At 53.4% G+C, this 11671-nt stretch carries 12 protein-coding genes; 5 read left to right on the top strand and 7 right to left on the bottom strand.

Annotation, left to right across the window (positions count from 1 at the left end):
* Positions 1 to 8 precede the first annotated feature (8 nt).
* The 5 genes from BC440_RS20355 to BC440_RS20335 all read right to left on the bottom strand — a co-directional run bounded on the left by BC440_RS20355 (position 9) and on the right by BC440_RS20335 (position 4925).
* Positions 9 to 1325 carry a UDP-glucose/GDP-mannose dehydrogenase family protein gene (locus tag BC440_RS20355; protein WP_063095731.1) on the bottom strand — a complete coding sequence of 439 codons (1317 nt, stop codon included), beginning with the start codon at positions 1323 to 1325 and terminating at the stop codon, positions 9 to 11.
* A gap of 75 nt (positions 1326 to 1400) precedes the next feature.
* Positions 1401 to 2288 carry a UTP--glucose-1-phosphate uridylyltransferase GalU gene (galU, locus tag BC440_RS20350; RefSeq protein WP_007090306.1) on the bottom strand — a complete coding sequence of 296 codons (888 nt, stop codon included), beginning with the start codon at positions 2286 to 2288 and terminating at the stop codon, positions 1401 to 1403.
* 114 nt (positions 2289 to 2402) lie between these two features.
* Positions 2403 to 3113: a DnaJ domain-containing protein gene (locus BC440_RS20345; protein WP_071241178.1), complete on the bottom strand. Its 711-nt coding sequence runs from the start codon at positions 3111 to 3113 to the stop codon at positions 2403 to 2405.
* A 98-nt stretch (positions 3114 to 3211) separates the two neighbouring features.
* Entirely contained in the window at positions 3212 to 3973 is a 762-nt protein-coding gene (locus BC440_RS20340) for a VWA domain-containing protein (RefSeq protein WP_247643627.1), read from the bottom strand.
* A gap of 52 nt (positions 3974 to 4025) precedes the next feature.
* The gene (locus BC440_RS20335) at positions 4026 to 4925 is read right to left on the bottom strand and encodes a division plane positioning ATPase MipZ (protein WP_007090309.1); all 900 of its coding nucleotides are present in this window, start codon (positions 4923 to 4925) and stop codon (positions 4026 to 4028) included.
* Positions 4926 to 5134: 209 nt separating this feature from the next.
* Between BC440_RS20335 and BC440_RS20330 the strand changes: the two genes are divergently transcribed.
* The 4 genes from BC440_RS20330 (at position 5135) to BC440_RS20315 (ending at position 9245) form a co-directional block, all read left to right on the top strand.
* On the top strand, positions 5135 to 6169 hold the full coding sequence (locus tag BC440_RS20330) for a hypothetical protein (RefSeq protein WP_247643626.1): 1035 nt from the start codon (positions 5135 to 5137) through the stop codon (positions 6167 to 6169).
* Between the two features lie 21 nt (positions 6170 to 6190).
* Positions 6191 to 7324, top strand: coding sequence for an NAD(P)/FAD-dependent oxidoreductase (locus BC440_RS20325; RefSeq protein ID WP_071241175.1), 1134 nt, complete (start codon positions 6191 to 6193; stop codon positions 7322 to 7324).
* On the top strand, positions 7321 to 8511 hold the full coding sequence (locus BC440_RS20320; RefSeq protein WP_247643625.1) for an endo alpha-1,4 polygalactosaminidase: 1191 nt from the start codon (positions 7321 to 7323) through the stop codon (positions 8509 to 8511). The genes BC440_RS20325 and BC440_RS20320 overlap by 4 nt, the downstream gene beginning before the upstream one ends.
* Positions 8512 to 8651: 140 nt before the next feature.
* Positions 8652 to 9245, top strand: coding sequence for a 2-hydroxychromene-2-carboxylate isomerase (locus BC440_RS20315; RefSeq protein WP_007090313.1), 594 nt, complete (start codon positions 8652 to 8654; stop codon positions 9243 to 9245).
* 89 nt (positions 9246 to 9334) lie between these two features.
* On the opposite strand, the gene BC440_RS20310 is transcribed toward BC440_RS20315, so the two are convergent.
* Positions 9335 to 9568, bottom strand: coding sequence for a hypothetical protein (locus BC440_RS20310; protein WP_007090314.1), 234 nt, complete (start codon positions 9566 to 9568; stop codon positions 9335 to 9337).
* A gap of 576 nt (positions 9569 to 10144) precedes the next feature.
* On the opposite strand from BC440_RS20310, the gene BC440_RS20305 reads away from it, so the two are divergent.
* The gene (locus BC440_RS20305) at positions 10145 to 11191 is read left to right on the top strand and encodes a Glu/Leu/Phe/Val dehydrogenase dimerization domain-containing protein (RefSeq protein ID WP_071241173.1); all 1047 of its coding nucleotides are present in this window, start codon (positions 10145 to 10147) and stop codon (positions 11189 to 11191) included.
* Between the two features lie 109 nt (positions 11192 to 11300).
* Here the strand turns inward: BC440_RS20305 and BC440_RS20300 are convergent, their stop codons facing one another.
* The gene (locus tag BC440_RS20300; RefSeq protein ID WP_065702021.1) at positions 11301 to 11534 is read right to left on the bottom strand and encodes a (2Fe-2S)-binding protein; all 234 of its coding nucleotides are present in this window, start codon (positions 11532 to 11534) and stop codon (positions 11301 to 11303) included.
* Positions 11535 to 11671: the final 137 nt, after the last annotated feature.

The following is an 11671-nucleotide window of genomic DNA, read 5'->3' as shown; positions in this document are numbered from 1 at the left end:
GTTCTAACTTAGCCTCCGATTGATGCACGCCCGATGCAGGAATAGCTGAAACCCTGTTCTGCCATCTCGCCGGGGTCATATACATTTCGCAAATCCACCACGATCGGGTGTTTCAGCGCAGATTTGATGCGATCCAGATCCATCCCGCGGAACTCGTTCCATTCGGTCAGAACCACCATCGCATCGGCACCTTCAAGGGTGTCAAAGGCGGTATCGCAATAAATTATGTCTTCAAGAAGCTTTTTTGCTTCTGTCATGGCTTCCGGGTCATAGGCCTTGACAGTTGCGCCCGCCGCAATCAGGGCCGGCACGATATCAAGGCTTGGCGCATCGCGCATATCATCGGTATTAGGCTTGAACGCCAGCCCGAGGATACCGATGGTTTTGCCAGAAACCGAGCCACCACAGGCCGAAATGATGCGATCAGCCATGGCCTTTTTGCGCTGCGCATTTACATCGACCACAGTTTCAATAATACGCAGCGGGCTGTTATGTTCCTGTGCGGTGCGTACCAGCGCCAAAGTATCTTTCGGGAAGCATGACCCGCCATAACCCGGCCCGGGATGCAGGAATTTCTTTCCGATACGTCCGTCAAGCCCGATACCGCGCGCAACATCATGAACGTCGGCACCAACCTTTTCACAAAGATCGGCGATTTCGTTGATGAAGGTGATTTTGGCTGCAAGGAAGGTATTGGCCGCGTATTTGATCATTTCCGACGTTTCGCGCGAGGTGAAGACAATCGGTGTTTCAATCAGATAAAGCGGACGATAAAGATCACGCATCACGTCACGGGCGCGTTCGTCGGTCGTTCCGATCACAACACGATCCGGCCGCATGAAATCGCCAATTGCGGACCCTTCGCGCAGGAATTCGGGGTTGGAAACCACCGCGAATTCCGCATCCGGTCGCCGTTCACGAATAATGCGTTCGACTTCGCGCCCCGTGCCGACCGGTACGGTCGATTTGGTCACGATGACGGTAAAGCCTTCCATTGCGTCTGCAATTTCTTCGGCTGCGGCATAAACGTAGCTGAGATCGGCGTGACCATCACCACGACGGGTCGGCGTGCCAACGGCAATAAAGATCGCCTCGGCACCTTTCACGCCTTCCTTAAGGTCGGTCGTGAATGTCAGACGCCCCGCCTTGACGTTATTTTCAACAAGAACATCAAGGCCCGGCTCGTAGATCGGCATGATGCCGTCTTCAAGACGGGCAATCTTTGCTTCGTCCTTATCAACACAGATAACGTCAGTGCCAAATTCCGAGAAACAGGCACCGGAGACAAGCCCCACATATCCGGTCCCGATCATTGCTATGCGCATGGATGCTTTACCCCAATAGTCGTCATTGGCAGGAGTCTGTCCCGGCTCCTGCCAAAATATATTAAGTGAATTCTATTATTCCGCGGCTTCGCCCGCGGCGAATTCGTGAATAAGATTGCGAACGTCATCACGCATGTCTTCGCGTGCCAGCGCGAAAGACATGGTGGCCTTCAGGAAACCGATCTTGTTGCCGCAGTCAAAACGACGGCCTTCGAAGCGATAGCCGTAAAACGGAACTTTTCCAATCATGGCCGCAAGCGCATCCGTAAGCTGGATTTCATTGCCCGCACCGCGCGGAATATTCTCAAGGACCTCAAAGATACCCGGATCAAGGATGTAGCGGCCAATCGCCGACAAGGTCGATGGCGCGTCTTCGGGCTTGGGCTTTTCAACCATGCCGCAGGCGCTGACCAGTCGGCCATTGGTGCCTTCGACTTCAAGCACGCCGTAACGCTGGGTTTCCTCGCGCGGGACGTCCATAACGGCAACCATATTGCCACCCGTCCGGCCATAGCTTTCGACCATCTGCTTCATGCAAGGCACTTTTGACTGGATCAGGTCATCGGCCAGAAGAACGACGAAGGGCTCGTCACCGACAAGAGATTTGGCGCACAATACGGCATGACCAAGCCCCAGAGGATTGCCCTGACGGGTATAGGTCACACGACCATTTTCCGGAATCATCGCAAGCGAGGTTTCAAGCGCATCATGTTTGCCGCGCTCCATCAGGATCGCTTCGAGTTCGGCAGAACGGTCGAAATGGTCTTCGATTGCGGTTTTGCCACGACCGGTTACGAAGATGAATTCTTCGATGCCCGCCGCGATTGCCTCTTCAACGGCATATTGAATAAGCGGCTTGTCTACCACTGGCAGCATTTCCTTGGGCATTGCCTTGGTTGCTGGCAAAAAACGGGTTCCCATACCCGCAACCGGGAATACAGCCTTTTTGATTCGCTTCGACATGCCTTTTTTCCTCTGTTTTGACCGCGTCATACCCGCCTCATTCGCATTCGGCCAATCTTATGCTTCTGCCACATTTCAAGAACGCGGATCAAGCGAGTGCGCTGTTTATTCAGTTCAATCTTTAAAAAGCTGTAACAGGAGGCTCCGGGCCGCATTGATTTTGGATGCAAGATAATCTGATCCGCCATGATCCGGGTGAACGGCCTTGATCAGGACCTGATAGGCCCGATTAATCTCCTCGCGCGTCGCCTGTTCGGAAACACCAAGGATTCTTCGGGCCTCACCTGCATTCATCTCTCCGCTGCGAAATCCACTGTCAGCTTGCTCGTAATCGTTTCCGGCACGGCCGTTTCCATTATCATTTTCATCCCGGGACGCCTGCCAGTTCTGCCATCCTGAACAATCCGGTCGGCGTTCCAGATAGGTTTCCAGAACAGTCTGGCTTTGATCTTGTGCGCCGCAACATTCAACATAAAGCACGCGCATCTCGTCAACCCCGAGCGTATCCAGATCCCGCCCAATCATCGAGCCGCGCACGATTGTGCCAGCCAGTTGACCGCTGTCGTGATCAAGATACATGCGCAGATAATCCGTTTTTATCTCCGATACCCGTCCTGAACTGGCAGACGCACGCCCGGAAGGCCTGCCGCCGCCAGAGCGGGCAAAACCGAACATCCTGCGCAATAATGGCCACAATAAGCCAATTTTGAGGATTCTAGAGAGGAAGGGTATGGCAGCAACAAGGGCGGCAACCATGGCCGCAAGCTTTCCGGTCAGAAGCAACCACGCTGCCAGCACGCCCAGCGACAGAACGGCGACCCACATCCCGATCTTTCTGACGTGCTTTGGCTCGGCTGACGATAACCATCTGATGATAAATCCGGCAGCAACGAAAAGCCCTATCCCCAACAAGAACCATTGCATTATCGGGGTTTCCGCAGTTGGGAGCCCAGCAATTTGACATCCTGCGATGATGTTTTGTGGCCGTATTCCTCGAGCGCGTTGATCCCGCCAACCGCATAACTTGCAACCGCGCCAAGCAAATCGCGTAAACGGTCTGCTGCGCTGGCATCAAAACGGGCAAAAGCACCACCGGTGATCCGGGCAATTTCGCGGAAGGCAGTCTCGGCTTTCACGTCATATCCTTCCTGAAACATGAATGCCTTGATCCCCTTTAACGCCAGCTGCCCCGCCAGCCCGGCAAGATTATCGATATCTTCCTCGAGGCAATCCCCGACATAAATCAAGGCGTTGATCTTTTTATCCTTCGCCTGACTTTCAACATGGCCAAGCACCCGGGCAAGCTGTGTATGCCCCGCACGACAGGTGACTTTTGTCATGGAGTCACGCAACCTTGCCGCATCCCGATACCAGGCACTGGCCTTGCATTCCGAAATACCACGGAAGAAAACAAGCTGAATATCCAGTGTGCTGCCAATGCCTGCGACGGCATCAAACATTTCAGCCTGCAGAACTGCGGCACTATCCCAGCTTGGCTGACGGCTGGCCGTTGCATCCATCGCAAAGATCAAACGCCCCTGCGCAGGACCAGAAGCCGGTGCAACAGCAGCCAAAGTGCGCGCCTGCTTCACAAAGGCGGTCACGTCTGTATGGTTTGAAACATCAGACGCAACACGGCTTTGCTGTTTGGCTTGTGTTTCGGGTGTCGATTTGTTTCCGGGCACGGGCACTAACCATTTTTCAGGGCACTATCACCCTGATATAGGGGCGCTTATATCAGATCGGCAACTCTTCGCCATCTGCCGGTGTGAAGCCGATTATTTCAAGCAACGCACGAACTTCCTGCCGGGCTGCCATGTGCGACATGCTAAGCGGGATTCCCACCCCCTTCTCGCGAAGGTCAAGCAGGGTCAAACCTTTCAGGAACAATTCCCGGTAGATCACGCGTTCGCCAAAGCCCGGTGCAACACGAAAGCGTATGCGAGCGGCCAGTTTGTCGACGATTTCGGCGATATCACGTTTATTGCGTGCATCAAGATGTGACAGACGATTACGCATGACGATCCAGTCAATCGTGCCGCCATCTACCGCTGCACGGCGTTTACGTGCATCCCAGACCATTTCGGCATAGATACTGGGTCCTTTGATATCAAGGGTGTCCGGATCGATCCGGGCGAGCATATCAAGATCGATATAGCTGTCATTAATCGGGGTTACCAACGTATCGGCGCAGGAATGCGCAAGACGCGACAGGTAATTGTCACTGCCCGGGCAATCCATCACCACAAAATTGCAGCCCATTACCAGTTCGCCAAGTGCATTGGTGAAACGCTCCCGCTCGTCAAGCTTGGCGGCATTGCCATCATCAAGCTCGCTGCGGTAAATCGGACGATGATCCGGAACAGGCAGTTTCAGCTTTTTCTGTTCGTTAAATGAAATCCGGTTTTCAACATATCGGGTCAGTGTCCCCTGACGGGCGTCAATATCGAGCGAACCAACGGAAAATCCCATTTTCATCAACGATACGATCAAATGCATCGCCGTTGTCGACTTTCCGGATCCACCTTTTTCGTTGCCAATCACGATCACATGGGCGCGCTTCGCGCCTGGCTGCTTGGCGGTAGCGATCTGTTGGCCTGCGCTTTCCCCGGTTGCGCTGGTCTCGTGCACCGTCATTGAAGTTTGCTCCGTTATTCAGGCAATTTTCTGTCCCCAGGGCCGAAACCCTGCTTCCAATGAGCGTCTTTGCCCGTAAAAATCAAGAACAAAGAATTTCATTGAAGGCAAGTTGTCTACTGGCCCCTAGCCAATCTATCACCGTACAGGTAAAGATAGGAGTAGGGAAAAATGATTTCACCAGCAATAACATGAAGGAAGGACGCAAAGTGACCAATCGGGGGGCCCTTTGGGGTGGCGTAATTGCCGGCACTTTGATGATGACCGGAATGTCGTCTGCGAACGCGCAGGATGTTGGCGGGTTTGAGCAGATTCCAGCGGATCAGAGCCCGCTTTCACTTAAATCCGATATACCGCTTACAACGGTCTTTCTGCGCCAATATCGCGAAAACAGTACCGTTTTTGTTGGTCGCTGGCTGTCGCCTGCGGCGGAAGGCAGTATCAAAGGCGCAAGCGATGATTTGTTTGTTGAAAGCGTTTTTTCGACTTCCGCCCCGGGCTTTGCCTTTAACAATGAAATGTCGTCCGAACAGCTTTTGGAAATGTTTGACGGATTACGCGGACGAAGTACCACCAATGGCATGAATTTCATACAAGATACCCGATACGGGCCGATTGCAATGACCCCCTTCATTCGCGCCGGTTCACAATGCGTGTCGTTTGTCGGTCAATGGAACCCGGATAAACCAACGGTGCGTGGCAGTCGCCTGCTTGGTTATTATTGTGACCCGGTCGCGCGCCAGACCATGACAGATTTCACAGCTCCACCTAAACAGCTTGATGTGGTTGATGCCCAGCTGTTCGGGGCTAATTTCTTTGCACGGTTTGACGTGCAGCTTCCCGACGGTGTCGTGATCCCGTCAACGCAAGCAACCCCGGAAATTGTCGAAACACCGTCACCAGCGGCACTTCCAGATAGCAATACGACAGACACACCGTCCGAAGGATTACCGATCAGCACCAACTGGCAAGGATCACGCGGACAGGGAATGCTGAAATTTGATCAGCCCTCCGGCGAAGGCACGATGATTATCGATAGTGACCTTCGCCATTGTGAAGGCATATGGCGGCATGATGGCGGCGCTTATCAAAGCAACACATTGCCGTTTGGCAGCTGGTATGTGTTCTGTGACGACGGGGCATCTGCACGTGGCCATTACACAAGCGAAGACCCCGGCAGTGTGACCGGCGAAGGTCAGGACAATCAGGGCCAGGCCGTTTATTTCCGTCAGATCAACTCTTAAGCCCCGGACAATTTTTTCAACATGACCACCGATATTCAAACCGTCATTATCGGCGCCGGCGTTGTCGGCCTTGCCTGCGCACGCGCCCTGGCCAAAGCCGGCCGGGAAGTTCTGATTATCGAACGTCACGATGCAATCGGAACCGAGACCAGCGCACGCAATAGCGAAGTCATCCATGCCGGCATTTACTATCCGAAAAACAGTCTGAAGGCGAGGTTCTGCGTGGCAGGACGCGATATGCTGTATCGCTATTGCGCAGAAAACGGCATTGATCATAAACGAACCGGCAAACTGATTGTCGCAACCCACGACGATCAGATACCCGCCCTGCGCGACATTGAAAAACGGGCACATGAAAATGGGGTCCATGACCTTGTCTGGCTTGACGGACTTGACGCGATTGCGCGCGAACCGGCCCTGAATTGCGTGGCAGCACTTGAAAGCCCGTCAACCGGCATTGTTGATTCCCATCAGCTGATGGTGACCCTATTGGGCGAGGCAGAGGCAAACGGGGCAACTTTGGCACTTAATACCGATGTTGTGGCCGCGAAATTTGAAAACGGCATTTTTGCCATCGAAACGCGTGACCGCGACGGTCAGGAAATGAGCCTGACCTGTGCCGAGCTTCTGATCGCCGGGGGCCTGCATAGTCAGACATTGGCGCATAATTTTACCGGCCTGCCAGAACAGAGCATTCCGCCACAGCATTATGCGCGCGGATGCTATTTCACGCTTTCGGGCAAGGCCCCCTTCTCCACCCTGATTTATCCGGCCCCCGAACAGGCGGGGCTTGGCATTCATCTGACCCTTGATCTGGGGGGACAGGCGCGTTTTGGCCCGGATGTGACCTGGGTTGAAGAACCGAACTATGACGTGCCCGAAGAAAAACGTGCGGGATTTGCAGCTGCCATTCGCAAATACTATCCGGCACTGGACGAAAATGCCCTTCAAACCGGTTATGCCGGCGTCCGACCAAAAATTCAGGCACCGGGCGAAGCCGCCCGCGACTTTCTGATTTCGGATCGCGAAGCCCATGGCATTGATGGTCTGGTGATACTCTATGGCATTGAATCACCGGGATTGACGGCATGCCTTGCAATAGCGGACCATGTCGAAAATGTCCTTTCACGACCGCAGGCAAAGGCAGCGTCATGATGGCAGAAGCAAACTGGCAAAAAGTACGCGATTTGAGCCGGGGAAAAGTTTCGGGCAAATTGACCAGCAATCCGCAAAGCAGATTTCGCTGGAAACGCAGCCTTGTCGCCTTTGGTTTGGTAGTTGGCAGCCTTTGCGCGCCTGTCACGTTGACTGCTCCGGTAAACGCCCAGCAGTTGGAGCCTTTCGTTCCGCCCCCCAACAGTCTTAGTTCACCGAGCAAGCGAAGCGAGGCAACCGGAACGGAAAAGCCGGATGTTCAGTTTGCCGATGAAATGCGAAATTTCGTCATTCAGCTTAGCCGGTGGGCGAAATCCTATCGCAGCGATTTTTCGATCATTGCCCTTAATGGTCTGGAACTGACGGAATATCTTGAAACCACGCTGTTTGCATCGCGCGGGACGGCAGAGCCTGCACGCAATTATCTGCGTGCGCTTGACGGTATCATGATCGAAGCCCCGTTTTACGGTTTCGACAAATATGGCGAGCCCACAGATAGCGAGGAAACCAAATATATCCTTGGCTATCTGGATCGTATGAAATCATCCGGGCTTGAATATTTCGCGCTGGACTACACCGATAAAAGCGATGCACAGCAGGCCGCACGCCAGAAGTTGCGGGACCTTAACGCACTTTATTACGCGGCTCCGCCGCCCGATAAGCAGCTTTCGACATTGGCGAAAGTACCGCGCACACCAATTGGTGCGAACCCGCATATCATCGATAATATTCGCGAAGCCAAAAATTACGCGATCGTGCTCGACAGTTCACCTTATGGAACCAAGGACGCGTTTATCAACGCAATGATCGACACCAATTACGATGTCCTGATCATTGATCCGTTCCATCGCGGCACAATCCCGCTGACCTATGACGACATGAAGCGTCTGCGCTATAAAAAAGTCGGCACACCGCGCACCATCCTTGCCTATCTGAATATCGGAACGGCTGAAACATATCGCTACTACTGGCAGAATAACTGGCGTGCGGGCAGCCCTGAATTCATCGGCGAAGGCAACCTTGATGCGCGCTGGGGGCAGGAACACCATGTCTATTACTGGTCACAGGCATGGCAGAATATTCTGTTCGGCAGCGAAAACAGCTATCTGGGCGGTATCATGAAGCTTGGGTTTGATGGTGTGATGCTGGGCGGGCTGAATGAATATAGCTGGTGGCTGGATTACTAGATCCTGATCATGGCCACCTGCGAATTCATCACAAATCCGGGATATGCCGTCAGACCATTTGACGGTGACAGAGCAGATCGGGCAATCTTGCATCATTCCAAAACAATATGCCGCTGACAGGCAGCCCCTGGAGGTTTTGAATGTCTACGCCCATCATCCATTATTTCTTTGTTCAGTCCCCCTGGTCGTTCTTCGGGTTTAACCGCGTTGTCGAAATCGCACGCAAACATGATACACCGATCATCCATAAGCCATGCCGTGCAGCGGATGTCTGGCAACATGGCGGCGGTGTTCCCTTGGCGCAACGCCCCAAACCGCGCCAGGAATATCGCATGGTCGAAATGAAGCGCTGGGCAGACTTTTTGAACATTCCGGTCAATCTGAACCCTGCCGCGTTTCCCGTGGACGAAACACTGGCCGCGCGCACCATTATCGCGGTTCAGGACGAAGGCAAGGACCCGACCGGACTGATCCATACGCTGATGGGGGATGTCTGGCTTCGAGATCGCAATATTGCCGAGCCACAAGTCGTCCGCGAGGCGCTTGTGACGAACGGATTGTCGGGCGAATACATCGAACATGCCGATTATCCGGCGATTGCCAAAATTTATGATGCCAACAGCGAAGCTGCAAAAGCAGACAATATCTTTGGCGTTCCAACATATTTTGCCAATGGCGAAATGTTCTGGGGACAGGACCGACTTGATTTCCTTGATCGCGCACTTGCGAAGTAAGGCATTCCGATCATTACAGAAAACAACAAGGGCGGGTTGAAACCCGCCCTTGTTGTTTTGGCCGCTGGCCGGAAATCCCGTTGTGCCGGTTAGTCACGGCGTTTGACGTGATCGACAACAAAACCGTCGCAAGACGGATAGGTGTTTTCGATCATGGCAAGTGCCTTGTATTCGTCCTTGGCAGCAACTTCGTGGGTCTGCACATCGGCCCAGCGATCATCAAAAACCTCGTGGGAACGATTCTCTTTGACGCATTCACGAACGGCCTGGTTGTGCAGTTCAACCTGATAAACGGTTTGGCGTGGGTCTGTGAAAGCAGACATGTCCACCCGGTCTCCTTACTTTTGCCTGCGGCGCCCGCCCGACGCCGCCTGTGTCCTGAACCGGGAATTTCATAAAAATGAAACGCCCAACCACGAGTGTGGAACAAGTGGCTTAACGAGCCGTAAATCATCCGGCTGGATTCCATATTTAAATGAATTGATCCGGATTGAAGTGTGACGGTTTTGCATGGCTGGGTCCAAAATGGCGTAATTCTGCGGTGCAGCACGAATTCCTATCGTAGCGCAACTTGTCTATTTCAGTTTATCCTTATGTCTGGATTTCGACCTTTCAGGCGCCGTTTGAACGACAAAAACGGGATCGCGACGCGCAACGACAAATGCACAAGATAACCATAAATCGCAAAATACGCATTTCAGTACGCGAAAGATTATTTCAAAGCATTCTCCTCACGATCACAAAATTCCATCTTTTGTCGCGCGTTTTACCGAAACGGTCTTTTTTAACCCAAAGGTGATTTTGAAATTGATCAGAAGCCCGAAGCATCAAACATAAAGGAATAACCAAGGGACCGACCCTTGCAGAATAACGAGCTTGCGCCAGGAGGCGACACCAGGATGAACGTTTTTTCCGACACCGCATTTGACGGCCATGAACAGGTTGTTTTCGCCAGTGATCCCGACACCGGCCTCAAGGCCATTATTGCCGTGCACAATACCAATCTTGGCCCATCGCTGGGCGGATGCCGTATGTGGCCTTATGCGTCGGAACAGGAAGCCATTCACGATGTGCTGCGACTGTCCCGTGGCATGACCTATAAATCAGCGCTTGCAAATCTGCCGCTTGGTGGCGGCAAATCGGTTATTATCGGTGATCCGCGCAGTCAGAAAACGCCCGAGCTGTTTCGCGCAGTAGGTCGGGCTGTTGAACGGGTTGGCGGTCGCTACATCGTGGCCGAAGATGTTGGCACCAGCCCGGCTGACATGGAACAGATCGCCAGCCAGACCAAGCATGTCGGTGGTATTAATGACGGCAAAGATCCAGCACGGACCGGTGATCCATCCCCCTTCACCGCCTACGGCGTTTTTATCGGCCTGAAAGAAGCGGTTCGCTTTAAAAACGGTCATGACGATCTTGCGGGGTTACGCGTTGCCGTTCAGGGGCTTGGCAATGTCGGCTATCACCTGTGTCGCATGCTGCATTCGGCGGGTGCACGACTGGTTGTGTCGGACCTGAATGCCAACAGCGTTAACCGGGCGGTCGAAGAATTCGGTGCTACTGCGGTTTCAACCGACGAAATCCTGTTCATTGATGCCGATATTCTGGCACCCTGCGCGTTGGGGGGTGTCGTTAACGACCGCAGCATCGATAAAATCCGCGCCCGCATCATTGCCGGTGCTGCCAACAACCAGCTTGAAGCCGACCGACACGGCGAAATGCTACGCGACGCGGGCATTCTTTATGCGCCGGATTATGTGATCAATGCGGGTGGCGTTGTCGAAGTCTATTATTGCCGCGAAGGCAGGCCGGTGAGCGAAACCAACAAGCATATCGAAGGTATCGCCGCCACCGTGCGCGAAATCTTTGAACGTGCAGACCGCCAAAACCTGTCGACCGGTTTTGTTGCAGACCGTCTGGCGGAAGAACGTTTCGGGAAGCACTGATTTTCAAGCCTGCCTGCATTCCCGGAACGCAGGCAGGTTTCCGGGTCTGAAAACAACAAAGCCCCCGCTTGCGGAGGCTTCATCAAAATTTCCCGATCTATATTGGAGCTTATTCGGCCGCAACAGGCATCGCGTTTGCCGTAACCGCCGCCGCATCATCGCAATCGCAATTGCCGCATGTTTTCGCCTGAAGCAATTCCGCGCGCATGTGGCAGGCGCATTTCCCGCATTGCGGGGCACAGCCATGAAAACGGAATACGTCCGCAGGGCGGGTTGCACCACCTTCCTCGGCGGCACGACGAACATCGCGTTCTTTTATGGCGTTACAAATGCAAACATACATCGGCGTAATTGCAATCAGTTATTAATGACAGCAACCTACCTGTAATCCACATGCGAATAGTTTTCAAACACTTTTGCAACACGCAGATAAAAAAAGATCCCCCGCAAACCGGCAGATTTGCAGGGGATCGCGAGAAA

Source organism: Thalassospira sp. MIT1004, assembly GCF_001858545.1.
GTDB classification, from domain to species: Bacteria; Pseudomonadota; Alphaproteobacteria; order Rhodospirillales; family Thalassospiraceae; genus Thalassospira; species Thalassospira xiamenensis.
The sequence above is the reverse complement of the archived record's forward strand: the minus strand, read 5'-3'. Positions and strand labels throughout refer to the sequence as shown.

What these genes read in the sequence shown, in the direction of transcription:
- BC440_RS20355 (WP_063095731.1), bottom strand. Translation starts at nt 1,325, where the DNA reads ATGCGCATAGCAATGATCGGGACCGGATATGTGGGGCTTGTCTCCGGT.
- galU (WP_007090306.1), bottom strand. Translation starts at nt 2,288, where the DNA reads ATGTCGAAGCGAATCAAAAAGGCTGTATTCCCGGTTGCGGGTATGGGA.
- BC440_RS20345 (WP_071241178.1), bottom strand. Translation starts at nt 3,113, where the DNA reads ATGTGGGTCGCCGTTCTGTCGCTGGGCGTGCTGGCAGCGTGGTTGCTT.
- BC440_RS20335 (WP_007090309.1), bottom strand. Translation starts at nt 4,925, where the DNA reads ATGACGGTGCACGAGACCAGCGCAACCGGGGAAAGCGCAGGCCAACAG.
- BC440_RS20325 (WP_071241175.1), top strand. Translation starts at nt 6,191, where the DNA reads ATGACCACCGATATTCAAACCGTCATTATCGGCGCCGGCGTTGTCGGC.
- BC440_RS20320 (WP_247643625.1), top strand. Translation starts at nt 7,321, where the DNA reads ATGATGGCAGAAGCAAACTGGCAAAAAGTACGCGATTTGAGCCGGGGA.
- BC440_RS20315 (WP_007090313.1), top strand. Translation starts at nt 8,652, where the DNA reads ATGTCTACGCCCATCATCCATTATTTCTTTGTTCAGTCCCCCTGGTCG.
- BC440_RS20310 (WP_007090314.1), bottom strand. Translation starts at nt 9,568, where the DNA reads ATGTCTGCTTTCACAGACCCACGCCAAACCGTTTATCAGGTTGAACTG.
- BC440_RS20305 (WP_071241173.1), top strand. Translation starts at nt 10,145, where the DNA reads ATGAACGTTTTTTCCGACACCGCATTTGACGGCCATGAACAGGTTGTT.
- BC440_RS20300 (WP_065702021.1), bottom strand. Translation starts at nt 11,534, where the DNA reads ATGTATGTTTGCATTTGTAACGCCATAAAAGAACGCGATGTTCGTCGT.